This is a genomic window from Thermalbibacter longus, from assembly GCF_023806485.1.
GTDB lineage: Bacteria > Chloroflexota > Chloroflexia > Thermomicrobiales > Thermomicrobiaceae > Thermalbibacter > Thermalbibacter longus.
Window position 1 is genome coordinate 364,986 of sequence record NZ_JAMSLR010000003.1, and the last position, 25,729, is coordinate 390,714.

Annotated in this window: 22 protein-coding genes and 1 riboswitch; of the genes, 14 read left to right on the forward strand and 8 right to left on the reverse strand. The window is 68.4% G+C overall.

The genetic code is table 11. The features are described from left to right. The first annotated feature begins 488 nt into the window (after window positions 1-488). Window positions 489-677, forward strand: coding sequence for a hypothetical protein (locus tag NET02_RS06565; RefSeq protein WP_284056587.1), 189 nt, complete (start codon window positions 489-491; stop codon window positions 675-677). A 111-nt stretch (window positions 678-788) separates the two neighbouring features. Here NET02_RS06565 and NET02_RS06570 read toward each other — a convergent pair whose 3' ends face one another. Further along, window positions 789-2,000, reverse strand: coding sequence for a trans-sulfuration enzyme family protein (locus NET02_RS06570; RefSeq protein WP_284056588.1), 1,212 nt, complete (start codon window positions 1,998-2,000; stop codon window positions 789-791). Between the two features lie 212 nt (window positions 2,001-2,212). On the opposite strand from NET02_RS06570, the gene NET02_RS06575 reads away from it, so the two are divergent. From NET02_RS06575 to NET02_RS06585, 3 genes are all read left to right on the forward strand, one after another. Next, window positions 2,213-3,511, forward strand: a complete 1,299-nt coding sequence (locus tag NET02_RS06575) for an MFS transporter (protein ID WP_284056589.1) — start codon at window positions 2,213-2,215, stop codon at window positions 3,509-3,511. A 108-nt stretch (window positions 3,512-3,619) separates the two neighbouring features. After that, window positions 3,620-4,645: a TIGR03557 family F420-dependent LLM class oxidoreductase gene (locus tag NET02_RS06580; RefSeq protein ID WP_284056590.1), complete on the forward strand. Its 1,026-nt coding sequence runs from the start codon at window positions 3,620-3,622 to the stop codon at window positions 4,643-4,645. Between the two features lie 34 nt (window positions 4,646-4,679). After that, window positions 4,680-5,222 carry a GNAT family N-acetyltransferase gene (locus NET02_RS06585; protein WP_284056591.1) on the forward strand — a complete coding sequence of 181 codons (543 nt, stop codon included), beginning with the start codon at window positions 4,680-4,682 and terminating at the stop codon, window positions 5,220-5,222. A 15-nt stretch (window positions 5,223-5,237) separates the two neighbouring features. On the opposite strand, the gene thiO is transcribed toward NET02_RS06585, so the two are convergent. Next, entirely contained in the window at window positions 5,238-6,377 is a 1,140-nt protein-coding gene (gene thiO / locus NET02_RS06590; protein WP_284056592.1) for a glycine oxidase ThiO, read from the reverse strand. A gap of 154 nt (window positions 6,378-6,531) precedes the next feature. Continuing rightward, window positions 6,532-6,611: riboswitch (Fluoride riboswitch) on the forward strand. Window positions 6,612-6,637: 26 nt separating this feature from the next. Here thiO and NET02_RS06595 point away from each other — a divergent pair. From NET02_RS06595 to NET02_RS06620, 6 genes are all read left to right on the forward strand, one after another. After that, on the forward strand, window positions 6,638-7,810 hold the full coding sequence (locus NET02_RS06595; protein ID WP_284056593.1) for a hypothetical protein: 1,173 nt from the start codon (window positions 6,638-6,640) through the stop codon (window positions 7,808-7,810). 31 nt (window positions 7,811-7,841) lie between these two features. Further along, window positions 7,842-8,285 carry a HEAT repeat domain-containing protein gene (locus NET02_RS06600; protein ID WP_284056594.1) on the forward strand — a complete coding sequence of 148 codons (444 nt, stop codon included), beginning with the start codon at window positions 7,842-7,844 and terminating at the stop codon, window positions 8,283-8,285. After that, window positions 8,278-9,282, forward strand: a complete 1,005-nt coding sequence (locus NET02_RS06605) for an AAA family ATPase (protein WP_284056595.1) — start codon at window positions 8,278-8,280, stop codon at window positions 9,280-9,282. The genes NET02_RS06600 and NET02_RS06605 overlap by 8 nt, the downstream gene beginning before the upstream one ends. 2 nt (window positions 9,283-9,284) lie before the next feature. Further along, window positions 9,285-10,538: a DUF58 domain-containing protein gene (locus NET02_RS06610; protein WP_284056596.1), complete on the forward strand. Its 1,254-nt coding sequence runs from the start codon at window positions 9,285-9,287 to the stop codon at window positions 10,536-10,538. Next, window positions 10,510-11,961 carry a DUF4129 domain-containing protein gene (locus NET02_RS06615; protein WP_284056597.1) on the forward strand — a complete coding sequence of 484 codons (1,452 nt, stop codon included), beginning with the start codon at window positions 10,510-10,512 and terminating at the stop codon, window positions 11,959-11,961. Before NET02_RS06610 ends, NET02_RS06615 begins: the two co-directional genes overlap by 29 nt. An 87-nt stretch (window positions 11,962-12,048) precedes the next feature. Further along, window positions 12,049-13,233 carry an NAD(P)/FAD-dependent oxidoreductase gene (locus tag NET02_RS06620; protein WP_284056598.1) on the forward strand — a complete coding sequence of 395 codons (1,185 nt, stop codon included), beginning with the start codon at window positions 12,049-12,051 and terminating at the stop codon, window positions 13,231-13,233. Window positions 13,234-13,294: 61 nt separating this feature from the next. On the opposite strand, the gene NET02_RS06625 is transcribed toward NET02_RS06620, so the two are convergent. Next, on the reverse strand, window positions 13,295-15,613 hold the full coding sequence (locus NET02_RS06625; RefSeq protein ID WP_284056599.1) for a xanthine dehydrogenase family protein molybdopterin-binding subunit: 2,319 nt from the start codon (window positions 15,611-15,613) through the stop codon (window positions 13,295-13,297). Between the two features lie 242 nt (window positions 15,614-15,855). Here NET02_RS06625 and priA point away from each other — a divergent pair, with 242 nt between their 5' ends. The 3 genes from priA (at window position 15,856) to def (ending at window position 19,773) form a co-directional block, all read left to right on the forward strand. Next, window positions 15,856-18,309: a replication restart helicase PriA gene (gene priA / locus NET02_RS06630; RefSeq protein WP_284056600.1), complete on the forward strand. Its 2,454-nt coding sequence runs from the start codon at window positions 15,856-15,858 to the stop codon at window positions 18,307-18,309. 377 nt (window positions 18,310-18,686) lie between these two features. After that, entirely contained in the window at window positions 18,687-18,959 is a 273-nt protein-coding gene (locus NET02_RS06635) for a hypothetical protein (protein WP_284056601.1), read from the forward strand. A gap of 271 nt (window positions 18,960-19,230) precedes the next feature. Beyond that, window positions 19,231-19,773 (forward strand): peptide deformylase, encoded by a 543-nt coding sequence (gene def / locus NET02_RS06640; protein ID WP_284056602.1) that lies wholly within the window; start codon window positions 19,231-19,233, stop codon window positions 19,771-19,773. Between the two features lie 8 nt (window positions 19,774-19,781). Here def and NET02_RS06645 read toward each other — a convergent pair whose 3' ends face one another. Then, the gene (locus tag NET02_RS06645; RefSeq protein WP_284056603.1) at window positions 19,782-20,435 is read right to left on the reverse strand and encodes a guanylate kinase; all 654 of its coding nucleotides are present in this window, start codon (window positions 20,433-20,435) and stop codon (window positions 19,782-19,784) included. Window positions 20,436-20,642: 207 nt separating this feature from the next. Between NET02_RS06645 and NET02_RS06650 the strand changes: the two genes are divergently transcribed. After that, complete coding sequence (locus NET02_RS06650; RefSeq protein WP_347711005.1) at window positions 20,643-22,436, forward strand: Rqc2 family fibronectin-binding protein; 1,794 nt, start codon at window positions 20,643-20,645, stop codon at window positions 22,434-22,436. A gap of 90 nt (window positions 22,437-22,526) precedes the next feature. Here the strand turns inward: NET02_RS06650 and tatC are convergent, their stop codons facing one another. The 4 genes from tatC to accC all read right to left on the reverse strand — a co-directional run bounded on the left by tatC (window position 22,527) and on the right by accC (window position 25,727). Further along, on the reverse strand, window positions 22,527-23,312 hold the full coding sequence (gene tatC, locus NET02_RS06655; RefSeq protein WP_284056605.1) for a twin-arginine translocase subunit TatC: 786 nt from the start codon (window positions 23,310-23,312) through the stop codon (window positions 22,527-22,529). A gap of 132 nt (window positions 23,313-23,444) precedes the next feature. Beyond that, the gene (acpP, locus tag NET02_RS06660; protein ID WP_284056606.1) at window positions 23,445-23,693 is read right to left on the reverse strand and encodes an acyl carrier protein; all 249 of its coding nucleotides are present in this window, start codon (window positions 23,691-23,693) and stop codon (window positions 23,445-23,447) included. Window positions 23,694-23,808: 115 nt separating this feature from the next. Next, a complete protein-coding gene (nusB, locus tag NET02_RS06665; protein WP_284056607.1) occupies window positions 23,809-24,231 on the reverse strand; it encodes a transcription antitermination factor NusB in 423 nt (140 codons plus the stop codon). A 131-nt stretch (window positions 24,232-24,362) separates the two neighbouring features. Then, window positions 24,363-25,727 carry an acetyl-CoA carboxylase biotin carboxylase subunit gene (accC, locus tag NET02_RS06670; RefSeq protein WP_284056608.1) on the reverse strand — a complete coding sequence of 455 codons (1,365 nt, stop codon included), beginning with the start codon at window positions 25,725-25,727 and terminating at the stop codon, window positions 24,363-24,365. Between the last annotated feature and the right edge of the window lie 2 nt (window positions 25,728-25,729).

Here is a 25,729-nt window from a genome sequence, read left to right on the forward strand (position 1 = left end):
TCCACGACCTGCAAGCTGCCCAGGGCCGGCCCGGAGTCCTTGCGGTCACCGCGGGTTCCCTGCGCGCGGCAGTCTCGAGAAGTAGCCTGAGGCTGGTATCGTTCCTGGCTCGTACCGTGTGCCGCGCCGCTGGTGAACACGAGACACGTCCGTATAGGCATTGACAGGCCGGGGCGGGTGAGGTATCCTGGATGTGCTGAGCGCTGGAGCGCTCAGGCTGAATGTGCGGCGAGACCTGTTCCGCCGCATTGCTGTGTCTCAAGAAGAGCACAGCGCGAGTCGCTCTCCGCGTGGGGAGCGTGCAGAAGTCGACCGTGGAGGGTAGATCGGTGGATTCCGGAGGAGTCCCAGAACGCAGTACCTGCTCCACGGGCTGACCGGCTTGGGTGCCTCTGAGCGCGACAGTGTAGGCTAGCACCTCCGCGCCCCCGGTCAGTCCGGGGGCGACTTGTCAGTAGTGTGAACCTGGCAAGAAAGGAGGTGGGCCGATGCAGACCTACATCCGCTACACCATCACCAACCAGGACGGGCGGCCGGTCATCCGGGCCGTGCCGGTGCCGCGGAGGATCGAGACCTCGGTCGTCGAGGCCGCGCCGGCCCAGGAGACCAAGGGTGAGCGGGTCGAGCAGCCGCTCGTCCAGCGGATCCGGCGGTTCCGCCTGCTCGATATCCGCTGACGCTCAACGCCAGTCCCAGGTATGCGCCGACCCCCGCGGGCGACAACCCGGCGGGGGTCGTGGCATTTCCAGAATCTCCGTGACCGCACTGGTCTGTCTGGCGCGCGTGGCTCAGGCCAGACTCGCTAGTCCTCGCTCCAGGTCCTCCACTAGGTCTTCCGTCGTTTCGATCCCAACGGAGAGCCGGAGCAGACCCTCGCCGATCCCGTGGGCGGCGCGCGCTGCCTGCTCGACCGATCGGTGAGAGGTCGAAGCCGGGTGGACGATGGTCGTCGTGACTCCACCCAGCGTCTCGGCGAAGCGGATCAGGCGCAGCGCGCGCACTAGCCGGGCGACGGCGGCGCGGCCGCCCTCGACCTCGAACGCGAGCATGCTGCCGAAACCGTTCGCCAGGAGTCCACGCGCCAGGTCGTGCTGCGGGTGGCCTGGCAAGCCGGGATAGCTCACGCGCTCGACTGCCGGGTGCTCCACGAGCCGGGAGGCGAGTGCCAGGGCGCTCCGGCTGCTCTGGCCCATGCGCAGCGCCAGGGTGCGCAGGCCGCGCAGAGCCAGCCAGGCGTCGAACGGCCCGCCGATACCGCCCATCCGGATCGCCTGGCGACGTGCCCGTTCGACCAGCTCCGACCTGCCCACCACGGCGCCACCGGAGACATCGTGGTGCCCGGCGATGAACTTGGTTGTGGAGTGCACGACGAGATCGGCCCCGAGCTGGATCGGCCGGCCGTGGTAGGGCGTAGCGAACGTGCTGTCGACCACCAGCAGCGCGCCATGCCGGTGTGCCAGCTCGGCCAGCGAGGGCACGTCATGGACCAGGATCGTCGGGTTGGTCAGGAAATCGACGTAGAGTAACCGGGGCGGCTGCCCGGGTCGCTGGAGGGACGCCTCGACGGCAGCGAGGTCAGTCGCGTCGACGTACTCGACGATGACTCCGAAACGAGCGAGATCGAGGTCGAGCAGGTTCCTGGTACCACGGTAGACCAGCTCGCTCGCGACCACGCGATCGCCCGGCGCGAGGAGCGCGAACAGCAGCGAGCTGATCGCGCTCATCCCGCTCGCGGTGGCCAGGGCGGCCTCGGCCCCCTCGAGATCCGCCAGCGCCCGCTCGAGCTGGACGTGGTTTGGCAAGCCGTACCGGCCATAGATGAAGCCACGCTCTCTGCCCTCATAGATCGCGTCGAGGGTGTCCAGGTCAGGGTAGGCGTACGCCGCGGTCTGCCAGATCGGCGGCGTGAGTGGATCAGTCGCCGACGGAAGGAGATCCTCGCCACCGTGCGCGCAGCGGGTCAGGTCGCCCATCTCCTCCGGCGCGTCTCGCTCCCACATCGCATCCCCTCCAGCCTCGGGTCTTTCGTTATCCGTCTCTACTGAGCGCGGGGCCGCCTGTCCGAATGGACAGGGACACAGCCAGATCGATCGACCATGCTCCATTCTCGCACCCGAGCTGGCTGCCTTCGAGCTGGCGCGGTGAGGGACCGGCCCGAGTTGCCAGTGACGGGGCGATCGGCGTGAGATCGTGGCGATGAGAAGGAGCCCCTGTGCGTCTCGGCAGCGTGGCTGGCGTCATCGGTAGCCTATCCCCCAACCGGCTTCTAGGGATACCCCTGGCGGCACTGCGAGATCCGCTCGGCCGATTCAACCTGGCCACCTTCTTCCTCTCGCTCACCATCTATTCGCCTATCCTGGTGCTCTACTACACCGGTCGCGGCCTCTCGCTCTTCCAGGTGCTCTCGCTGGAAGCCTTCATGGGACTCGCCACCATCCTGCTCGAGGTGCCGACCGGCGTCGTCGCCGATCGCATCGGGCTCAAGCGGTCAGTGACGCTGGGGTTCTTCTTCCAGGCTGTGTGGGTCGGACTCCTGGTGCTTGCGCGCGAGTACTGGCAGTTCCTGGCCGGCTACGCGGTGCTCGGAATGGCGATCAGCTTTCGCTCGGGAGCGAGCGAGGCCTGGATCTACGAGACGCTCAAGGCGCGTGGTGAGGAGCATCGCATGAGCCAGGCGCACGGCGCGTTCTGGGCCGCGTCGCTGGCCGGGCGCACGACCTCTGCCGTGCTCGCGGCGCTGGTGGTACGCGAGATGAGCGAGCCGTCGTTCGTGCTGGCGCTCGAGCTGAGCGCGGCCGCGATGCTGCTCGGCACTGTCCTGGTGCTCACGGTGCCCAACCGGCAGACCGAGGCCGAGCTGGCCCGGCAGCGAGGTAGCCTGCGCCTGGTGCGGGACGGCATCCGGCTGATCCGCGCGCATCCGGCACTCCGGCGCATCGTCGCCCTGTCCGTCCTGGCAGACCCGTTGCCGTATGCACTGCTCTTCCTCTTCCAACCGTACTACCAGCTCGCTGGGACGCCCGCGGCGCTCTACGGTCTCTCATCGGCTGCGGCCGCTGCGCTCGGGGCGCTGGGTGCGAGGAGCGCATTCGGGCTGGAGCGTCGACTGGGGGCGCTGCGGGCGTTCGTTCTGGCAAACCTGTTACCCGTTGCCGGCTACCTGGCGATGGCCGGCCTTGCCGGGCCGTACCTGGCGCCGCTGCTCTTCGTAATGACCTACGGCGCAATGCAGATCCGCTACCCGCTGATCGCGGCCTTGCAGAACCGGCACATCGCCTCGTACAACCGGGCGACCACGATTTCGGTGGTCTCGATGCTGGAGGGCGCCTACGCGCTGGCGATGAAGCTGGTAGCTGGCTACCTGGCCGACATCGACCTGCGGCTGGCCTTCGGGTTCCTGGCGCTGGTGCCGCTGGTCGCGGTGAGCTGCTTCCCTCTCAGGGTCGAGCAACTGGAGTCGCAGGAGCTATCGGCTGCGGAGGGGTCGGATGGCCCGCGAAACGACGACTGACCGCTCGCCGCCGGCGTCGTTACTGTTCCGACGAGTCCGGCTTGCGCTGGGCTGGCATACTCGGACTATGATGTCGGCCGGACCGTGCGCGGAGGGACGGAGGAGTCGATGAGCCGACTGGGATACTCGGCCAGCTTCGAGCAGTTCCACCCCACCGACATGCTACGCTGGTGCCAGCTTGCTGAGCACTACGGGTTCGACTCGGTGCTGGCAGCCGACCACTTTCACCCCTGGACGCCCGAACAAGGGCAGAGCGCCTTCGTGTGGGCCTGGCTCGGCGCGCTGGGAGCGGCGACCACGCGGCTGCGCTTCGGCACTGGCGTGACCCCGCCGATCGGGTTTCGCTATCACCCAGCGATCGTGGCCCAGGCAGCGGCGACGCTCGAGGCGATGTTCCCCGGCCGCTTCTGGCTGGGGCTGGGGGCCGGCGAGGCGCTCAACGAGCACATCGTCGGCGGCTACTGGCCGGAACCCGCCGAGCGGGTGCGGATGCTGGTCGAGGCGATCGAGGTCATCCAGAAGCTCTTTACCGGCAAGGTGGTCAAGCACGAGGGCAAGTACTTCCGGCTCGAGAGCGCCAAGCTCTACACCATGCCCGAGACCCCGCCGCCGATCATCGTCGGCACCGCTGGGCCAATCATGGCCAAGCGCACCGGCGAGCTCTGCGACGGCTTCCTCACTCCCGGCGCGCCCGACGAGAAGCTGCGCATGCTGATGGGCCGCTTCGAGCAGGGGGCCCGCGAAGCCGGCAAGGATCCGGCCAAGATGCCGCGGATGATCCAGCTCCATGTCTCCTGGGCCGAGAGCGATGAGGCGGCGACCGAAGCGGCAGTGCGCGAGTGGCCCAACGGGGGAATGGCCTTCCCCAAGGGCGACATCCGCAACCCGGAGGACTTCGCGGCCATGGCCAGGCTCGTGCGCCCGGAGCACTTCCGCGGCCGCGTGCTCATCTCGGCCGACCTCGAGGTGCACCGCGAGCACATCCAGCACTTCATCGATCTCGGCTTCACCGAGGTCTACGTCCACAATGTAGGGCGCAACCAGGAGGAGTTCATCAAGGCGTACGGCGAGCAGGTGATCCCGAAGCTCCGCTGGCCCGAGGCAGTGCCGGTCGCTTCCACCAGCGCAAGGTGACCCGCTCCGGGCCACGGCTCGTGGTGGAGAGAACATGGAGATCGTCGATCTCACCCCGCGGCGCCGGGATTGGATCGCCCAGGCAGCCCGGATCCTGCAACAAACCCTGCCGCAGGGCTGGCCTACCGTCGAGTCGGCCCGCTCCGAGGTCTGGGCGTCGTTCGGGCCAGACCGCTTGAGCCGGGTCGCGGTAGACGAGCGCGGCGAGGTGCTGGGGTGGATCGGCGCGATCCAGCGCTACTCCCACGCCTGGGAGCTGCACCCGCTGGTGGTACGCCCGGATCGCCAGCGGCAGGGGATCGGCTCGGCGCTGGTGCGCGACCTGGAGCGGCTGCTCCGCGAAGGAGGTTGCCTCACGCTCTTCGTCGGTAGCGACGACGAGACGGGCGAGACCAGCGCAGCGGGCGTCGAGCTCTTCCCCGATGTGTTGGAGCATGCCCGGCGGTTGGCCGTGCTCGGCAACCACCCGGTCGGGTTCTACCGGGCGCTCGGCTTCGTCGTGATCGGCTTGCTCCCGGACGCGAACGGCCCGGGCAAGCCCGATATCTGGCTCGCGAAGCGGATCGCGCCAGGGTAGGGTGCCGGCCGGGCGCTATTGCGCTTGGACGAAGCGAGCCGGGCTGAAGGGCGCGAGCAGCGGATCCGGCTCGCCGCTCAGGATCCCCTCCACGACGAGGTCGGCGGTGGCCGGCGCGAGCTGCACGCCGGTGCGGTAGTGGCCGGTCGCGACCCAGACGTTGCTGTAGCCTGGCAGTGGGCCGATGATCGGCTCGTCGTCCGGCGTGCCCGGCCGCAATCCGGCGCCGAGTGCCACGAGCTCGCCCTCGAGCAATGTCGGAGCCAGTCGTTCGACGAGGCGTAGGCAGTGGGCAATGCCGGCGGGCGTCACCCGCGTATCCCACTCGCCACGCTCCTTGGTTCCACCAGCCCAGATCAGTCCATCGGTACGTGGGGCCAGGTACCCGGCCCCGTCAGCCGAACCGAGCACGTGGCGGAGCACGGTCGCCCCTCCGGAGATGAGGGTCATCTGCCCCTTGACCGGGAGCGTCGGGAGAGGCCGGCCGAGCTGCCCGGCCAGATGCCCTGTCCAGGCCCCGGCCGCCAGCACGACCTGGACGGTCAGGTAGCGACCCTGCCGGGTCTCGAGCGCGACGACCCGATCCCCTTCGACGGCGAAGCCAGTCACCGGTGCCCGCTCCACGACTCGCGCGCCTCGACTCGCGGCAGCCAGCGCGAGCGCCCGTACCAGGCGCTGGACGGTCAGGCTGCCGCCCTCGTCGGCGAGCAGCGCGCCATGGATCCGCTCAGGCAGCAGCGGCTCGATCTCACGGGCCGTCTTCCCATCGACCCATTCGCTCTCGAACCCTGCGCTGGCTTGCCAGCCGGCCAGCTCTCTCAGCGAGGTGACCTCGTCTTCAGTCTCGGCAACCAGGAGCTCTCCCCATTGCCGGTAGCCGGCGTCAAGGCCGCTGTCCTCCTGTACAGCCGCGACCAGCCAGGGATAGGCCTGGAAACTGCGCCGGGCAAGCTCCAGCCGCTCGGCGGGGATGGCACTGCTCGAGGGCGGACTGACGATCCCTGCGGACGCCTCCGAGGTGCCCTGGCCGATGATGCCCTGCTCGAGCAGGAGGCAAGAGACCCCCCGCCGGGCGAAGGCATAGGCGATCGCGGCACCGACTACCCCGCCGCCGACGACGATGACGTCCGGCGTGCCCTCGCTTCTGGTGCTCACCGTCTTGCCCTCCACTGCTCTCTGTCCGGTCACTCCGTCACGGCCGGCCGCGCCGGCACCATCATAGCGCCTCGTGCAGCGGAGGCGACGGGACAGCGTCCAGAGCGAGGCCAGATCCTCCAGCAAGAGGAGCACGCCGCTGTGGTATACTCGGGCTGGACAGGGCGATGAGGCTCGCCTGGCGGCGAGTCAGCCGCCGAACCGCCAATCCTGGCTGATAGCCTCTACGCGTGACCTCCGGTCGGTGCGTGGAGGCTTTTGTGTTCGGGTCACATCGACTGGTCGTCGGCCCCGCGGACACGCTCCGCTTATCCGCCTGGCTGTCCGGGATCCTCGCTGGTGCCCAGCGGCTCCTCGGCGTTCGAGAGCCGGCGCCCGACCGTTATCTCCTCGGTGCTCTCGAGGAGGAGCTGGTACGAGCCGGCTGCCCGGTCTGCCGCCTCCAGGCCCGCAAGGAGCTGCGCGGGCTCGAGGCATTACTCTGGGAGCAAGTCACCGATCCCCTGACACACCGGCGACTCCTCGCCTCGCGTGGCTTCTGCTTCGAGCATACCTGGGCACTGATCCCCGCCGGGCACCTGGTGCACAGTCACCATGGCGTGGCGATCATCCTCGACCGGCTGCTGCGCGACTTTCTGGCACGAGCCGGCACCGGGGGCGTCGAAGCCGCCCGGCGATGGCTGCGACCGGATGGCCCATGCCCGGCTTGCGAGTGGAACCGCGCGGCCGAGGACACGCTGCTGTGGGCACTGGTCTGGCTTGCCGGACGAGATCCTGGCCTTGTTAGTGAGGGCCCGGCGGTGCTCTGCCGGCCGCATGCTGCCGCTCTCATCGAGTACGTCCCGGCCGAGCGGCGACTGGCCCTCGAGCGCGGGATCGTTGCGCGGCAGGAGCAGGCACTTGACGAGAGCACGGTTGAGGAGCGGCTCGCCCTGCTCTTCGGCCGGCAGCCGCATGAGCTTCCCCCGCGAGTAGTCTCCTGCCCCGCCTGCGCGCGGGCACGCCGGTCCCTCCTCGATGACGATTCCTGGCAACGGTCGCGGCTGCATGCCTGGGTTGCATTGCGGGACGCGCCGGAACGAGTCGCCGAGGCGCTAGCCCAGGGCCTCCCGAACCCAGTCGGCCGGCTCGGCCATCCTGCTCCGCTGCGAGCGCCGGATACTGCCGTCGATCCTCTCTGCCTCGGACACTTGCGCCAGCTTCTGGTCGCAACCGGGTCTCGCGAGGCGCTGCGAGCTGCGCTCGAGGGGCTGGAGCGGCTGGCGGAGGCGCTCGAGGGGTTCATCGCCAGCGCCGACTACCGCTTTACCGGCGAGCTGACGCCGGCCCAGCGCCGGAGCTGGCGACAGGTCGTGGCCCGCTTCGCTGGGGAGACGCCGGGCGTCGGGCTGCACGATCCGCTTTCCGGTTCGCCCGGGAGGCGATGCGAGTAGGATAGAGGCTGTACGGCGAGGAGCGAGTGTGATGCCCGCAGCCACTGATCCGCGAGTGCCCGGCGACGCGACCGGGTCGAGCTACGATGACCAGCTCATCGCCGGGCTCGCCGACGAGCGGCCGGAGGTGGCCGAGATCTGTGCCTGGGTGCTCGGCCAGCGCCGGGTCGCCCGCGCCGTGGGGCCGCTCTGCGAGCTCGTCCAGCGTCGCCCGCGCGACATCGCCGTCTGCGCCGCAGCGGTAGAGGCGCTGGCCCAGATCGGTGACCCGTCGGCAGTCCCTGCGCTGTTGTGGGTGCTCGAAGAAGGATATGCTGGCGTTCGCCGTGCCGCGGTCCGCGCGCTGGCCCGGCTCGACGCCGAGACGGCGCGCGCTGTGCTGGCCAGGGTGGCTGCCGAGGATCCGGCTGCCGGTGTCCGGGAACTGGCGGTCCGGCTGCTCGACACGCTACGAAGGGAGGACCGGAGTGGATGAGCCTCGTGCCCGCGACGAGCGGCTCGGATCGGAGGAGGCGCAGCGCATCCATTCGATGGCTCGACGTATCCGCGAGGCGGTGGAGCGGGTCATCGTCGGCAAGCGCGACGTCATCGACCGGCTACTGGTGGCCCTCCTCGCCGAGGGGCACGTCCTGATCGAGGATGTGCCCGGCATCGGCAAGACCAGGCTGGCACGGTCGCTGTGCCTGGCGCTCGGCGGGGTCTTCCAGCGGATCCAGTTTACGCCGGATCTCCTGCCGACCGACGTCCTCGGCTCGCTGGTCTACGAGCCGCAGTCCGGCGCCTTCGCCTACCATCCTGGGCCGATATTCGCCAACGTGATCCTGGCTGACGAGGTCAACCGGGGGACGCCGCGCACGCAGTCGGCGCTGCTGGAGGCGATGGAGGAGCGCCAGGTGACCGTGGAGCGCCAGACGCATCCGCTGCCGCGCCCGTTCCTGGTCGTCGCGACCCAGAACCCGGTCGAGCTGGAAGGTACCTTTCCGCTCCCGGAGGCGCAGCTCGACCGCTTCCTCTTGCGGCTGCAGGTGGGGTATCCCGAGCGCGAGGACGAGCGCGAGATGGTGCGCCGGCTGCTGCGCCGCGACCCGATCGTCGACGTGGAGCCGGTCACCGAGCCCGGCGAGCTGGCGGCGGCCATAGAGCAGGTGGGCCGGGTCTACCTCGGGCAGGCGGTGGAGGACTACCTGCTGGAGATCGTCCGGCGGACGCGCGAGCATCCTGAGGTAGAGCTGGGCGTCAGCCCGCGGGGGACGCTGGCCCTGGCGCGAGGGGCGCAGGCGCTAGCAGTGCTGAACGGCCGATCCTTCGTGATCCCCGACGATGTGCGCGCGCTGGTCGTGCCGGCGCTTGGGCACCGGCTGATGCTGACCTCGCGCGCCGAGCTGCACGGTCGAACGCGAGAGGAGATCCTGGAGGCGATCCTCGCCGAGGTGCCGGTGCCGGTGGAGGAAGACTTGGAGCTGCGGGCCTAACGATGGACGACGCGCGCGCGCTCTTCGCCGGCCAGCGCCAGGAGCGCCTGCGGGCGCTCCTGGTCGCCGCGGCCCTGCTCGGCCTGGTGGCGGTGGCACTGCGCCAGCCGGTGCTGGCTGTGGCCGGGTTCGCGGTGGCGCTGACGCTGGTCGTGGCGCTCGCCTGGCAGCGCTTCGGGCTGGTCGCCGTGCGCTACCGCCGCCGCTTCTCCCAGTCGCGGGCGTTCCCCGGCGAAGAGCTGTGGCTGGAGCTGAGCGTCGAGAACAACAAGCTGCTGCCCTTGCCCTGGCTTGAGGTCGAGGACGAGTTCCCGGCCGACCTCGCGTTCCCCGGTCTCCAGCTCGATCCCTCGCCGAAGCCGAAGACCGCGGTCTTCCGCACGCTCTTCTCCCTGCGCCCGTACGAGCGGGTGCGGCGCCGCTACCGGGTGGTGGCGACCCAGCGGGGCTACTATCGCTTCAGCCGGGTCCGGCTGCGCACCAGTGATCCCTTCGGACTGGCGCTGGCGGCCTGCGACGACGCAGCGACTGACGAGCTGATCGTCTACCCGGCGATCGAGCCGCTGCCGGCCTTCGGCCTGCCGGCGAAGCAGCCGCTGGGCGACCGACGGCCGGTGCGGCCCCTGCTCGACGACCCCACGCGCTACCGCGGTGTCCGCCCCTACGTCCCCGGAGACCTTCCCCGGCGCATCCACTGGCGGGCGACGGCGCGCACTGGAGAGGTCCAGTCCAAGCAGTTCGAGCAGGCGGCTATGCCGGCGCTGGCGCTCTTCCTGGACATCAACACCTTCGAGCACTTCTGGGAGGGGCTCGATCCCGAAAAGCTGGAACGGGGTATCTCCCTCTGTGCCTCGCTGGCGGCCTGGGGGCTGGAGGAGCGCTATCAGGTCGGGCTCTATGTCAACGCGCCGCGGGCGGGCGGCGAGCGCTTCATCCGGCTCCCGCCGAGCCGGCACCCCCGCCAGCTCCAGCGGATCCTCGAGGCGCTCGCGCTCCTCGTTCCCTACACCGGTTACCGGATCGAGCTGCTGCTGGGAGCCGAGGCGCGCCTGCTCCCCTGGGGATCGACGATCGTCGTTATCACGAGCGTGGTGAGCGAGGCGCTCCGGCGGACGCTGCTCGCGCTGCGCCGGGAGGGGCACGCCGTGACGCTGCTGGCGGTCGGGGTGGATCCTGACCTGCCGGCCCACCCGGGCCTCACGGCGTACCGGATCGAGGGAGGCGCAGATGGTACGGTGGCGAGGCATACCGCTTGAGCCGCTGATCTCCGTGCTGGTCGCTGTGGCGGAGGCGGCGGCCATCGCGCCCTGGCTGTGGATCGCCGCTGCCTTCACCGGTCATGCCGAGGCTCGAGTGCCGTCTCCCGTCGTGCTCGCTCTGGTGGGGCTACTCGCGTTCTGGTCGACCCGCGCTTTCCTGAGCGCTGGCTGGGATCTCGGCGCGGCTCGGGCGCTGAGCGCGCTCGTCTGGCTCAGTGCGATGCTCGTCTGGTTCGCGGCGCGGACAGACACCTGGCTACGCGCGCCGCTGGTCATGGTCGACCGGCTCCTCACGCTCGATGGCGCGACGGTGGCCCTGTTCGCGCTGGGGCTGGTGGCGTGGTGGCGCGGGCTGGCGCTCGGGGCCGACCCGCGACCGTTCACCCCAGATTTCATCCGCTTCAGCTTCGTCCGCGACCTCGGCCTGATCGGCGGGGCCAGTTTGGTGACATGGCTCAGCCCGGCGATGGGGAGCGTGGCCGGCGCGACGCTCGCGTGGGCTGTCCCCCTCCTCCTCGTCACCCGGCTGCTGTGCGCCGCGGCCGTCCTGGCCCAGGAGGTGCAAGCTGCGGCGTCGCCCCAGGCGAACCGGGGGCGTCTCGGGTCGGGCTGGCTCGGTGCGGCGCTGGCGCTGGCGCTCGGGATCCTCGTTCTGGCGACGGTGCTGAGCGCCTTCGCTGGGCCGCACGCCTGGCGCTGGCTCGCCACGCCGCTACGACTAGCGCTCGAGGGTCTCGGAACCGCGCTGTTCTGGGTCCTGGCGGCGGTCGCCTATGTCTTCTTCCTGGTGCTCACGCCGGTCGCCTGGCTCGTGGGTCGAGCTCGGGGCGAAGAGCAGCCGCAGCCGATCTCGCCGCCGGCGCTGCCGCAGTTTCCGGAGGTGGCTGAGCGCGCTCGACTGGCCATCCCGCAGCCGCTGCTCGTTCTGGTGGAGGTCGCGCTCGGTATCGCCATCGCCGCCGCACTGCTGTGGCTGGTACTCCGCGCGCTGCGCCGCTACCGGCTGCGGGAGCCGCAGCGGGCTCTCGAGGAAGTTCACGAGAGCACCTGGTCGGGCCAGCTCATGCTCCAGCAGCTCAGCGATGCCCTGCACCGGTGGCGGCCGCGCCGGGGACGGGCCCGCCGGCTGGATGCGGCGCAGCTCGGCCGCCCGCCGCGGTCGGTGCGCGAGGCATACCGGTACGCGCTGGCGCTGCTGGCGATGCGCGGCCTCCCGCGCCGGGCGGACGAGACCCCGCTCGAGTACCTACCCAGGGTCGTTGAGACGTGGCCGGCGGTGACAGAACCGTTGGCCGATCTCACCGGCCGCTACCTGGCGGCACGCTACGGGGAGCTGGCCAGTGCCGACGACGTGCTGGCCGCCCAAACCGATTGGGCTGAGATGCGGGACGCGCTCGCAGCGGATTCCTCGCGTGGTTGACAGCCGCTGGCGGCCATGAGCTAATCCTCGAAGCCCGGCCGGTGAGCCGGCTGGGATGCAACGGCCTGAACGCAGGGAGGTGGAGCCATGCCAGATACAGCCGACGTCGTGGTGGTCGGCGCTGGGGTGAACGGGGCCAGCACGGCCTTCCATCTCGCCCGGGCCGGCGTGCGCCGGGTCGTGGTGGTCGAGCGGAGCCACATCGCTGCGGGGGCGACGGGCAAGTCCGGCGCGCTCGTGCGGATGCACTACACCAACCCCTTCGAGTCGAAGCTCGCCTTCGAGAGCCTGAAGATCTTCCAAGCGTGGAGCGACATCGTCGGGGGCGAGTCGCCGTTCGTCCGCACTGGCTTCATCCAGGTCGTGGCGCCGGAGTACGAGGAGCACCTACGACGCAACGTCGCCGACCAGCAGGCACTCGGCATCGATGCGCGGGTGATCTCGGTCGAAGAGCTGAAGAGAATGGAGCCCTGGTGCGACGTGGAGGGGCTGACCTGGGTCGCCTACGAACCGGATAGCGGCTACGCCGACCCCTACGCGACCACCTGCGGCTTCCTCCGGCGGGCACAGGAGCTGGGTGTCGAGGTGCGGACGCACACCGAGGCCGTGCGCGTTCTGACCCGCGGCGATCGGGTTACCGGCGTCGAGACGAGCGGTGGGACGATCGAGGCGCCAGTCGTGGTGCTGGCGCCCGGTGCCTGGGCTAACCGGCTCTTGCAGCCGCTCGGCCTCGACTACGGCCTCTACCCGCGCCGTGCGCAGGTGATGATCTACCGCTGGCCCTGCGGCTTCAATCACCGTCACATGACCTATATCGACGCGGTGCTGAACACCTGGTTCCGCCGCGAAGGCGAGAACTGCACCCTGGTCGGGGTGGAAGTCGGCGTGCTGGGTGCCGACCCCGACGACTACGACGAGACCGGCGACCAGGAGTTCGTGGAGCCGACGCGGACCACGCTGGCCCGCCGCTTCCCGGTCATGGCCGACGCGCCGCTGAGGGGTTCCTGGGCCGGGATGATCATGATGAGCCCGGACGACCGGCCGATCATCGATCAGGCGCCGCAGTACCAGGGTCTCTACGTGATGCTCGGCGATAGCGGAACGTCGTTCAAGACGGCACCGGCCATCGGCAAGTGCCTGGCCGAGTGGATCACCGAAAGCCGGCCGCAGACGGCAGACCTCCGGCCGTTCCGGTCCACCCGCTTCGCCGAGGGACAACCCTGGGAGGATGCGACCAACTACGGGCGGGCGCGCCGCACTATCTCCCGCTAGGTAAAACGCAGCGCGTCCCCGGCCAAAGGCCGGGGACGCGCCCTCGAGCTCGCGTACCGGGCTAGGCCTGGGCCTGCTGGATCGCAGCCCAGACCTTCTGTGGCGTGAGCGGGATGTCGAGGTGCTTGATGCCGAGTGGCTTCAACGCGTCCATCACCGCGTTGGCAACGGCGGGCGTCGAGCCGATCGTGGCGGCTTCACCGATGCCCTTGGCGCCCAGCGGGTTGAGCGGCGTCGTCGTCTCTGTCTTATCGGTGATGAACGAGGGCAGCATGTTGGCCTTGGGCACGGCGTAGTCCATCAGCGTGCCCGTCAGAAGCTGCCCGTTCTCGTCGTACTGGACCTCCTCGTAGAGTGCCTGGGCGATGCCCTGAGCCAGCCCACCGTGGACTTGCCCTTCGACCAGCAGCGGGTTGATGCGTGGCCCGCAGTCATCGACCGAGACGTACTGCAAGATCTTGACCTCGCCGGTCTCCGGGATCACCTCGACGACGGCCACGTGCGTGCCGAACGGGAAGACCTCGTCAGGCGGGGCGAAGAAGTCGGTGGCCACCAGGCCAGGCTCGATCTCGGCCGGGAGCCCAGGGCCGTAGGCCGCGCCGGCGATCTGCGCCAGGGTCAGCGCGCGGTCGGGCGCGCCCTTGACGCGATACTTGCCGTCAGCGAACTCGATGTCGTCGACCGCGGCCTCGAGCAGATGGGCCGCGATGCGCCGCGCCTTCTCTCGGACGCGCTCGATGGCCATCAGGAGAGCGCCGCCACCGACGACCAGGCTGCGGCTCCCCATGGTGCCGTTCCCCTGCGGTACGCTGGCGGTGTCACCGTGGTGGACGACCACCTCGTCGAAGTTGGCGCCGAGCTCATCGGCGACGAGCTGGGCCAGCGCGGTCTCCAGTCCCTGGCCGTGGGGCGAGGTGCCGGTATAGACGCTCACCGCTCCGCTCGGCTCGACGCGGACGGTCGCGCTCTCCCAGGGGCCGAAGCCGCAGATCTCGACGTAAGACGCCATGCCGATCCCGATGTGGCGACCCTGCTGGCGCATCTCCTGCTGGCGCTGGCGCCACTCCTGGTACTTCGCCACCTCGAGCGCGCGGTTCAACGCCTTCTCGTACTCGCCGGTGTCGTAGCGCTCGCCCGTGGCCGTGGTATACGGGAACTGCTCCGGGCGGATGAAGTTCACTCGCCGTACCTCAGCCGGATCGAGCCCCAGCGCGTCGGCGACCAGGTCGACCATGCGCTCGATGTAGTAGGCGGCCTCAGGGCGCCCGGCTCCGCGGTAGGCCCCGACCGCCATCGTATTGGTGTAGACACCGACCGCATGGATTTCGACGGCCGGGATATCGTAGCAGCCGACAAGCATCGTGCCGGTGGTGGCGGGGAGGAACAGGCCCTTCGGGTAGGCGCCCAGGTTCTGGATGATGTTGGCGCGCAGCGCCAGGATCTTGCCGTCCTTGCGCACTGCGGCTTCATACTCCACGACCTGATCACGGCCATGGTTCGTCACCAGCATGTGCTCGGAGCGTGTCTCGAACCACTTGACCGGACGGCCCAGGTGACGGGCGAGTGCCGCCAGGACGACGTCCTCCTGGTACACGCCGATCTTCACCCCGAAGCCACCGCCGACCTCCGGCGCAATGACGCGCACCTGGCTCTGGGCCAGCCCCAGCGCGCCGGCAATGGCATCTCGGCTCCAATGGGGTGCCTGAGTGGAGCTCCAGACGGTAACGCCACGAGTCAACGGCTCAGGAGCTGCCGCCACCACGCGAGTCTCCATCGGGACGCCGGAGAGACGCTGGTTGCGGAAGCGCTGCTTGACCACAGTGTCGGCCTGTGCGAAGGCACCCTCGACATCGCCGCGCTTGTGATCCCAACGCACGCCGATGTTGTTCTTCACCTGCGGGTAGAGCTGCGGCGCGCCATCCTTCATCGCCTCCTCTGGATCGGTCACCACCGGCAGCGGCTCATAGTCCACCTGCACGGCAGCAGCAGCGTCGTGGGCGAGATAGCGCTCCTCTGCGAGCACGGCGGCGATTGGCTGGCCTACATAGCGGACGACGTCGACTGCCAGGGGATCGACCTGAGGGACTGCTCCAGCGCCCTCTTCCTCCTCGCCAGCGGTGCCCTCACCTGCGCTGAGATCAGCTCCCTTGACCCACTTTCGGAGATCCTGGCCGGTGATCACCGCGACGACACCTGGCATCTCCAGCGCCGGAGCAGGGTCGATCCTCGTTATCCGTGCATGGGGGTAGGTGCTGCGCACGAAGGCGACGTAGAGCATCCCCGGTAGCTTGAGATCGTCGACGTACAGCGAGGTGCCGGTGATAAGTCGAGGATCTTCCTTGCGCCGGACACGCGCGCCGACGTAGCGACTGATCGCCATGGGCTTCCCCCTTCCCTCCGCGCCTGCGCAGGCGCCGTCGTACACCTTCGACACGGTTAACCAATCACTCCGCCCATTTTACGCGGCATTCGGTCCGCCGTCGAGAGCGTCACCGCGCCGGGGCTACGAGCTCAGGACCTGCCGGATGTCGTGACAGCGAGGCACCACCGAAACGAGTATCCTCAAAGCCGGATGCCTGTACGTTCGTGCTATCACCTAACGGGATCTTGGAGCGACATCCGGTGTCCTATCCTGCCTCGCCACTGCTCGTGGATGTCGCCGCCGACGTGCCGACCGTCGAGCGGCGGCGCCTGCTGACGTATGCGGTCCCCGAGCATCTGATCGGTCAGATCGAGGAGCGCCAGCTCGTCTGGGTTCCGGTGCGAGATGAGCTGACGCTCGCGGTGGTCGTGCGCTGCCATCGCGAACTACCTTCGTTCCCGGTTCGCCCGCTCTACGCGCCGGTGGAGCCCGCCTTCCGCCTTTATCCCTGGCAGTGGGAGGTAGCGGAGTGGCTCTGTGACGAGACCGTGTGCTCGCTCTTCGAGGCTGTCTCCCCGTTCCTGCCGCCAGGGATCTCTGGCCACACGGTCGAAGTCCTGCGCCTGCGTCCGGGTATGCCCGATGCCGCTCCCCGGCTGACCTCCGTTCAGCGCGCGCTGGTGGATCTCCTGGCCGAGCGGGGCGAGATGACGCTGGAAGCAGCTCGCCGGGCCTTGGGACGCCGGCTGACGACGGTGGTCGAGCGGCTGGTCGCCGCTGGAGTGATCGAACGGGCAGCGCGCGTGCGGCCGTGGTCGGGGCCGGCTGCCACGCAGCGCTTCGTGCGGCTGGGGCCGGAGGCTGGCAACGGATTGACGCCGGAGCAGCGAGAGGCTCTCCGGCGGATCCAGCTCTTGCTGGCGCGGCGCGAGGGGGCGCCAGTGCCCTGGGACATGCTGCGCCGCGAGGGCGTAACGGCTTCGCTGCTCAGCGGGCTGGCTGAGCGTGGCGCGATCGAGATCCTGGAGCTCCCGCGCTTGCCTGCTGCTCTCGCGCCTCAGGGCTCCCCAGTGGATCTTGACCTGACGCCGGAGCAGATCCGGGCCTGGAATCATATCCGCGATGCCCTGCGAGGCCAGCGCTCGCAAGTATTCCTGCTGCACGGCGTCACCGGCAGTGGCAAGACCGAGCTCTATCTACGGGCGACGGCCGAGTGCCTGCGGGAGGGTCGACAGGCGATCGTCCTGGTGCCGGAGATCGCGCTGGCGACTCAGGTCCTCAGCCGCTTCGCTGCCCGGTTCCCTGGCCAGGTCGTTTTCCTCCACAGCGCGCTCAGCGGATCGGAGCGGATAGCGGCCTGGCAGGCTGTCGCCAGAGGGCAGGCGCCGGTGGTGCTCGGCCCGCGCTCGGCGCTCTTCGCGCCGGTCTCGCGGTTGGGCCTGGTGGTGATCGACGAGGAGCACGAGGCTGCCTACAAGCAGGACGCGCCGCCGCGGTACCACGCCCGCGCGGTAGCCCGGCAACTCGTGAGCCGTCACGACGCGGTGTTGCTCCTGGGGAGCGCCACTCCGGACGTGAGCAGCGCCTATGCCTGCGACCAGGGCGAGGTGATCCGGCTGGAGCTGCGGGAGCGCGTCGGCCCGCGCGTGGTGCGGAGCGATGGGCAGGTGGAGCGGGCGCCGCTGCTGCTGCCGCCCGTCGAGATCGTCGACATGCGCCTGGAGCTGCAGCGGGGCAACCTCGGGCTGTTCAGCCAGGCGCTGCTCCAAGCGCTGTCCGAGGCGCTGGCGGCCGGTGAGCAGGCGATCCTGCTCCTGAACCGGCGCGGGCTCGCGACGGTCGTGCAGTGCCGGGCGTGCGGTCACGTGGAGTCCTGCCCGTTCTGCGACGTGCCGCTGGTCTACCATGCTGACCGCGGCCTGTTGATCTGCCACCGCTGCAATTTCCGTCGCCCGCCGCCCTCGACCTGCCCGGCCTGCAACAGCCGTGCCGTGAGCTACTACGGGGCGGGCACGCAGCGGGTCGAACGGGACATACGACGGATCTTCCCCGAGGCGCGCGTAGCGCGCTGGGATCAGGACGTCGCGCGGCGCGGGCTCGACCCAGCCGAGCTGGTGCGGCTGGCCCGCCGGCATGAAGTCGACATCGTCATCGGCACCCAGATGATTGCCAAGGGGTTCGATTTCCCGCTGGTGTCGACGATCGGCGTGATCAACGCCGATACCCAGCTCTATCTGCCGGACTACCGGGCGGGGGAGCGGACGTTCCAGCTCCTGACCCAGGTCGCTGGCCGGGCAGGCCGCCGCAGTCCGGGCGGCCGGGTGATCGTCCAGACCTATACGCCGGATCACTACGCTATCCAGGCGGCCAGCCGGCACGACTACCAGGCCTTCTACCGGGAAGAACTCGCGTTTCGTCGCCGGCACGGGTACCCGCCCTTCCGGCGACTCGTGCGCCTGCTGTACCGGCACAGCGACGACCTCGCATGCCAGATCGCCGCCGAGTCGATGGCCGAGCGCCTGCGCGCGGAGGCGACCCGGCTCGGTCTGGGTGACGTCGAAGTATTGGGGCCCACGCCGGCCTTTATCTCCCGCCTGCGCGGACGCTACCAGTGGCAGATCCTGCTCCGCGGCTCCGACGCCCAGCGGCTGGCCGCTGCCTGTACGATCGACCCCGGCTGGGTGGTCGACGTCGACCCGATCAGCCTGCTCTGACCCGTTGCCTGTTCGTCCTTTCGGAAATCTCGGGTGTATGCTATTCTCTCTCCAGTGATCCTGCACGACGGGACTTGTAGATGACGTCGCCTATACGAAGCCATTTGGGATCCGGGCGTCCGCTCGCACCGAGGGTGCCGTCGGATCTCCTATATTGATGGATAATTGCAATTCGTACTCCATCACGCGTCATGTAATGGACTGTCTGGCTGTACGAGCAGTACTCGGAGTGTGCACGGTTCGATACATGTCTTTCGCGGATGACGGATGCTTCTAGTTCTCCGCGTTGGACTCGCTCCCAGAGGTGACTGTCGTTGAAGAGATGGCGAAGCTCTTGTTCACTGACGTAGCGAACACTGCTCGGAGGGCTTGAAGACATGACGCTAACTACCATTCCAGATGAACTTATTCTCCTCGTGACTCGATACCTCGAGGGGGCGCTTACCCTGGATGAATTCGAGGATGCCTTCATTACCCGTACCTGGGATTCAGATCGTCTCTCTCACGAGCAGACAAAGTCCTTTATTTACGATGTCGAGCATGCGCTCGTGGAGCATCGAGCCGGCCTGCTCAGCGAGGAAGAGTTGCGTCGAGAATTGACCTGGCGCATCGAACAGGCGCTCATGAGTATGCTCGACGGTGCAGAGTAACTGCCAACGTCGCGCCTCGTTATCCAGAACGTGCAGAGCGGGTGACAACCCTCCCTGACGGTGCGTCATCGTGACCCATCGAGCGGAGATCGCGCGGAAAGCGGCAGGATCGAGACCGCATCGCAGACTCTCTGCCCGACGGATAGCCGTGACCACGGCGACGTGGAGGCTCGACGCTCGCGCCGGCGAGTATGCGCGAAGGCGCGGGCGAGGGGGCGCAGCCGATGCGCTATACTTTTGGGAAGACGCGGTGGCGTGAGGATACGGTCCGATGGCGGTACTGACGATCATCACCGAGGGCGATCCGCGACTACGGCAGAAGGCCGTACGCATCAAGTCGATCGATGAAGGCCTGCGCCGGCTGGCACGGGACATGTGGGATACGCTGCACGCAGCCAGTGGCGTCGGCCTGGCCGCGCCGCAGGTCGGTGTCTTGCGACGCTTGATTATCGTGAGTGTCCCAGCCGGCTTCGAACATGAGGACGATCCGGAGATCAAGCTCACGCTCGTCAACCCTGAGATCGTCAAGGCGAGCGGCCGGCAGGTCGGGCCGGAGGGGTGCTTGAGCATCCCCGGTTGGGTCGGCGATGTCCCGAGGGCGATGAACGTGACCGTCAAGGCCCGCGACCTGGACGACAAGGAAGTGCGGATCAAGGCGAGCGGCTTCCTAGCTCGCGTGCTCCAGCACGAGATCGATCACCTCGACGGCATCCTCTTCATCGACCGGGTCGAGGATCGCTCGACACTGCGCTATGTCCCGGAGGAGGAAGAAGAGGACGTCGCCGCCCCGGAGACTGCCCAGGCAGCCGAGTAGCCTCGCGCTCAGATGATGACTTCTGGCTGGTGCACCCGGCTCTGCTCGGCCAGCAGGATCGCCTCGATCGTCGCCAGCGTCTGGTCGAGCTGATCGTTCTCGTTGAACACGACGTAGTCGAACTCGTACACCTGGGCGAGCTCGCGAGAGGCGGTCGCGATCCGCTCCATCAGCGTCGCGGGGTCGTCGGTCTTGCGGCTGCGCAGGCGCTGCATCAGCTCGGACATCGAGGGCGGAGCCAGAAAGATCAGGATGGCCTGCGGCACCAGCCGGCGAATCGAAGCTGCTCCCTGCACGTCGACCTTGACGACGACGGACTTCCCGCTGCGCAGCGCCTTGCGCACACGATCTTTCGGCACGCCGTAGAGGTGCCCGTAGACCTCGGCGGATTCGAGGAACTCCCCACGCTCGCGTGCCTGGAGGAACTCCTCCCGGCTCATGAAGAAATAATGAACGCCATCGATCTCACCGGGTCGACGCGGGCGAGTCGTGGCGGTTACCGCGAAGTAGAAATCAGGATAGGCCAGACGCATCCGCTCGATCACGGTATCTTTGCCGACGCCCGATGGGCCGGAGATGACGATCAACTTTGGGCGAACGCGCTGGCGAAGCTCGTCGAGTAGTTCATCGGCCTGGGTATTGAGCCCGACGTCGTCCGTCACCGGCATGGACCTCCCACGCGCTTGCCCGTACCCGGAGCATCTCCCGGTACGCCGCGCTCCCGACCGGTACGCGAAGGGCGGGTGTACCGGTGAGAGAACCCCCCCCCGACCGAGTCTCATTCTGCCATACTCATGCTGGGCACGAAACGGTCTGTTCCTCTCGGTGGGCCGCTGTGCCTCCGCCGCTGTGATGCCAGAAGGTGCCCCGTGTTCGACATCCTAACTCTTGCTGCCCTTCGCGAAGAGATAAGCGACCGGTTGCTCGGAGGACGCGTGCAGAAGATCGTCCAGACGAGCCCGCTGGCGCTTGCCATCGAGGTGTATGCGGGCCGGCGACTGACGATCATCGCCGATGCCGATCCTCAAGACCCGCGTTTGCTCCTGACGGAGCGCGGGCCGGCCAGTGACCCGGAGCAGGTGACGCCGCTCCTGCTCCTGCTGCGCAAGTACGTCCGAGGAGGGAGGCTGATCGAGGTCGGGCAGCCGCCACTCGAGCGCGTCCTGTGGCTGACGTTCGAGAAGTTCCTGGAGGACGAGCATCGTGGCCGGCGGGAAGCCGTCCAGGCTGGCGAACTCGTTCGCACCCGCCTCGCCATCGAGCTGATGGGGCGTCATAGCAACCTGATTCTGGTCAGCGAGGACGGTCGCGTGCACGATGCGATCAAGCGGGTCACGCCGGCGATGAGTGCTGCCAGGCCGATCCTGCCTGGCCGGCCCTATGAGCCACCTCCTCCCCAGGTGAAGCGCGATCCCCGGCGCCTGACACCCGACGGTGTTCTGTCCCTGGCCCGAGAGGCAGCGCCGGCCGCCGAGCTACCGAGCGTGCTAGTGCAGGCGCTGGCAGGGTTCAGCCCGCAGATGGCCCGCGAGGCGACCTACCGGGCATGTGGCACCTTTGCGGTCACGGCCGGCGAGCTCGCGGCAGACCCTGTCGCTGCCGAGCGCCTGGCGCGGGCGGTGAACGAGGTGATCGCCCCGCTGGAACGAGGCGGCTGGGAACCGACGGTCTACCTCAGTGACGACCAGCCGGTCGCGTTCGCGGCGATTCGGCTGTCGTACCTCGGCGGGTTGACGGTCGAGGTTTATCCGACGATGTCCGCGGCGATCGAGCGCTACTTCGCTCAGCGCGCGAGCGGGCCGGCGGCCATCGCCGAGCGGCACGCGCGGCGGCGGCAGCGGTTGCTGCAGCAGATCGAGGAGGCCAGGGAACGAGCAGAGGCCCGGCTGCGCGCGCTGGAACAGGAACTCGAGCGTGCGCGGGAGGCGGAGCAATGGCGGCAGATGGGTGAGTTGATCTATGCCTACCTGGCCGCGATCCAGCCTGGGCAGACAGAGCTGGTGGTCGAGGGGCTGCAGATCCCGCTCGATCCGGAGCTCTCACCGAGCGAGAACGCGCAGGCCTACTTCGAACGTTACCGCAAGGCGCAGTCGGCAGCGCAGCAGGTGCCGCCTCGGATCGACGAGGCCCTGCGCGAGCTCGCCTACCTGGAACAACTCGCGGTCCTGACCCGGCTGGCCGAGTCGGCCGAGGAGCTAGAGCAGCTTCGCCAGGAATGGGAGCTGTTCCGGGCGCCGAGGCGTGACCACGAGTCGCCGCGGAGGAGACGCAGCCGAGCACCAGCGTTCCGCCGCCCGCGTGCCTGGGTCACGTCGCGCGGCGATCGGATCTATGTCGGCCGGCACGGCCGGGAGAACGACTCGATCACCTTCGAGCTGGCCCGGCCCGACGACGCCTGGCTGCATGCCCGTGGCCTGGCGGGGGCGCATGTGGTGGTGCACTGGGCAGGGCCGGAAGATCCAGCCGTGCTCGAGACCGCGGCCGCGCTGGCTGCCTGGTACAGCGACGGCCGGGGGTCGAGCCGGGTACCGGTGGACGTGACCCAGCGGCGCTATGTGCGGCGGATTCCTGGCGCCGGCCCCGGCCTGGTGAGCTACCGTAACGAGCGCACGCTCCATGTTCGCCCGCAGAGTCCCGAGTCGCTCGGCCTGCGGCAGGACTAGCGGTGTGGTGGCCGATGCGGGCGAGTTTGCTGAGCGGCACGGTGGACGAGCCAGCGCGAGTGACCAGTCTCAGGTGCAGCGCCCGAGTGGCTAGCGGGAGATGGGCTTCGCCAGGCGCGCGAGCAATACGCCGATCTCGTACAGGAAATACATGGGGGCGGCGACCAGGAACATGTTGAACGGGTCGGGCGTCGGCGTGATGATGGCTGCGCCGACCATGATCACCAGCAGGGCGTACTTGCGCAGCGAGGAGAGCCGCCGAGCGTCGACGATGCCGAGCTTGGCCAGGATGAAGATCACTACCGGCAACTCGAAGACGACGCCGACCCAGAGTAACAGGGTCATGTAGAAGGAGATCACTTCTTCGGCCCGGAACTGGGCATCGAACACCTGGCTGCCGAAGTTGGACAGGAAGTGGAGTGCCCGCGGGATCACGACGAAGAAGGAGAACGCGACGCCCGACAAGAACATCAGGGTCACGAACGGCAGAGCCCGGTAGAGATAGCGCCGCTCCCGGCGCGTGAGGCCCGGTGCCAGGAAGCGGACGATCTGGTACACGATGACCGGCATCGCGATGCCGATCCCGATATAGAGCGCGACCTTGGTATAAGTGATGAAGGGCTCGGTGGGCGAGATAGCCTGGAGATCATCGAGCCCGGTCATCTGGGTGATGAGGTCGAGCGTGGGGAACGCCAGAACCAGTCCGACGATGAAGCCGGCGGCGATGGCGAGACCCGAGTAGATCAAACGCTGGCGAAGTTCCTCCAGGTGTTCCTGGAGGGTCATCTCCTTGAACAGATCCTCGGGCTCTGGTTCGGGCTCGCTCGGAGCGGAGACGACCGAGCGCCCTCGGACGCGGTCGAGCAGGCTTACCATCGCTCGTTGTTCGCTGCGCTGAGCACCATCGTCGACATCTCCGATCAAGAAGAGTAACAAAACCGACGCCGTCCCGGCTACGAGCGGTACGGCGCCTTCCCAGGCTTCCCCGCGGTGCGATCGTGTCGTGCTCTACCGATTGATGTGCTCTTCGATGAAATTGATCGCATCCCGGACAGTGACGATGTTGGCGGCCTCCTCGTCGGAGATCTCGATGCCGAACTCCTCCTCGAGCTGCATGATGAGCTCGACCAGATCGAGCGAGTCGGCGTTCAGATCCTTGACGAACTCGGCGTCCAGCGTGACCTCGCTCGGGTCGACGCCGAGCTGCTCAGCGACGACCGATTGAACGCGCTCGAAGATCGGCGATGTTGCGGACACTCCTCTACCTCCCCTACACCATCGGGCACGCCAGTCTCCCCAACTGTTCGCGTAGTATGCCCGAGAACCAGCATGCACGCAAGCGGTACCGCCGGATTGGGTCGAGCTCTACGACTCAACTGGACGATGCGAGGTTGGCTGCGATCGTGCCGAGCACGCCGTTCACGAACCGGCTCGAACTCTCGCCGCCGTACAGCTTTGCCAGTTCCACGGCCTCGTTGATCGCGGCCTTCAGGGGGACATCCGACTCGTGGAGGAGCTCATACACGGCGATCCGCAGGATGTTGCGGTCCACTGGCGGAAGCTGCTCGATCGGGAATGCTGGCGCGGCTTCGGCAATCATGGCATCGATGCGTCCCCGATCCTCCAGGACGCCGAGCACGAGCCGCTCCGCGTACCGGCGTGCCGGCTGGGGAGTGGACTGGTCATCCAGGTAGCGAGCCAGCACCTCTTCGACTGGATGCCCTGCGACATCGGACTCGTAGAGAATCTGCATCGCGAGGATTCGTGCCTGGCGCCGTGTCCGGCTGACGGTCATCACAGGTGCCTCCGGTCTCCCATAGGCGCGTGCTCGCCAGTACCGTCCGTCTGAACACCGGCCGCGCACGTCACTGCCGTAAGTGTACAGGAGCCGCACCGGGCCAGGCCGAGCGGCTGGCCGGAGGCGGCTCATGCCGAGGGGGCGAGATCGGCTTCCCGATCGAGAAACTCTTGCAGGAACACCGTCGAATGGCGCCCGGCGCGAAAGTCCGGGTCACGCAGCAGGCGGCGGTACAGCGGGATCGGGGTAGGGACACCAGCGATGATCGCCTCGCGCAGAGCGCGGTCTAGTCGATCCAACGCCTGCTGGCGATCGGGTGCCCAGGCGATGATCTTGGCGAGCAACGAGTCGTAGTGCGGTGGCACCGCGTATCCCGGGTACAGGTGGGTATCGACCCGGATACCCGGCCCTCCCGGCAAGTGCAGGTCGGTGATCCGGCCGATGCGCGGCGCGAACTGGCTCGCTGGGTCTTCGGCGGTGACTCGTACCTCGATCGCATGGCCTTGCGCCCGTACCGGATCTGACAGCGTGAGGCGCTCGCCAGCGGCGATCGCGAGCTGCCACTGGACAAGGTCGATGCCGGTGACCATCTCGGTGACCGGATGCTCGACCTGGATGCGCGCGTTGGCCTCGGTGAAGTAGAAGTGTCCATCCTGGTCGAGCAGGAACTCGAACGTGCCGGCACCGACGTAGCCCACCGCCTTGGCCCCGCGCACCGCGGCTTTGCGCAGCGCGTCTCGCACCTTCGAGGGGAGATTGGGTGCTGGCGCTTCCTCGATCAGCTTCTGATAGCGCCGCTGGATCGAGCAGTCGCGCTCTCCCAGGGCAAGTACCCGACCGTGCTGATCAGCCAGGATCTGGACTTCGACGTGTCGCGGGCGCTCCAGATAGCGCTCGAGGTAGACTGTCGAGTCGCCGAAGGCCGCCTGGGCCTCCTGCTGGGCCAGGCTCAGCGCCTGCGCCAGCTCCGCCTCGCGGTACACGATGCGCATGCCACGCCCGCCACCACCGGCTGCTGCTTTGACCAGCAGCGGGTAGCCAACCTTCCTCGCGATCGCTCGTGCCTCGCTGGCATCGCGGACCGGATCCTCGCTGCCGGGCATGATCGGCACGCCGGCCTGGCGCATCAGCCGGCGCGCCTCAGCCTTGTCGCCGAGCGCTGAGAGGACCTGCGCCGGCGGCCCGATAAAGCGGATCCCGCACTCGGCGCAGATCTCGGCCAGCAGCGGGTTCTCCGCCAGGAAGCCGTAGCCAGGGTGGAGCGCATCGCAGCCAGTCACGACCGCCGCGCTGATGATGGCCGGGATGTGGTTATAGCTCCGCTCGGCAGGCGCCGGGCCGATACAGATCGCTTCGTCGGCTAGGCGTACCGGGAGCGACTCGCGGTCAGCTTCCGAGTAAGCCACCACTGCTGGGATCCCGAGCTCGCGGCAGGCGCGCAGCACCCGGAGGGCGATCTCTCCGCGGTTAGCGATCAGGACCTTGCGAAACATCG

Excerpts from the sequence above, each read along its gene's own strand:
- NET02_RS06565 (WP_284056587.1), top strand. The coding sequence starts at position 489 with ATGCAGACCTACATCCGCTACACCATCACCAACCAGGACGGGCGGCCG.
- NET02_RS06570 (WP_284056588.1), bottom strand. The coding sequence starts at position 2,000 with ATGTGGGAGCGAGACGCGCCGGAGGAGATGGGCGACCTGACCCGCTGC.
- NET02_RS06580 (WP_284056590.1), top strand. The coding sequence starts at position 3,620 with ATGAGCCGACTGGGATACTCGGCCAGCTTCGAGCAGTTCCACCCCACC.
- NET02_RS06585 (WP_284056591.1), top strand. The coding sequence starts at position 4,680 with ATGGAGATCGTCGATCTCACCCCGCGGCGCCGGGATTGGATCGCCCAG.
- NET02_RS06600 (WP_284056594.1), top strand. The coding sequence starts at position 7,842 with ATGCCCGCAGCCACTGATCCGCGAGTGCCCGGCGACGCGACCGGGTCG.
- NET02_RS06610 (WP_284056596.1), top strand. The coding sequence starts at position 9,285 with ATGGACGACGCGCGCGCGCTCTTCGCCGGCCAGCGCCAGGAGCGCCTG.
- NET02_RS06615 (WP_284056597.1), top strand. The coding sequence starts at position 10,510 with ATGGTACGGTGGCGAGGCATACCGCTTGAGCCGCTGATCTCCGTGCTG.
- NET02_RS06620 (WP_284056598.1), top strand. The coding sequence starts at position 12,049 with ATGCCAGATACAGCCGACGTCGTGGTGGTCGGCGCTGGGGTGAACGGG.
- NET02_RS06625 (WP_284056599.1), bottom strand. The coding sequence starts at position 15,613 with ATGGCGATCAGTCGCTACGTCGGCGCGCGTGTCCGGCGCAAGGAAGAT.
- NET02_RS06635 (WP_284056601.1), top strand. The coding sequence starts at position 18,687 with ATGACGCTAACTACCATTCCAGATGAACTTATTCTCCTCGTGACTCGA.
- def (WP_284056602.1), top strand. The coding sequence starts at position 19,231 with ATGGCGGTACTGACGATCATCACCGAGGGCGATCCGCGACTACGGCAG.
- tatC (WP_284056605.1), bottom strand. The coding sequence starts at position 23,312 with ATGGTAAGCCTGCTCGACCGCGTCCGAGGGCGCTCGGTCGTCTCCGCT.
- nusB (WP_284056607.1), bottom strand. The coding sequence starts at position 24,231 with ATGACCGTCAGCCGGACACGGCGCCAGGCACGAATCCTCGCGATGCAG.
- accC (WP_284056608.1), bottom strand. The coding sequence starts at position 25,727 with ATGTTTCGCAAGGTCCTGATCGCTAACCGCGGAGAGATCGCCCTCCGG.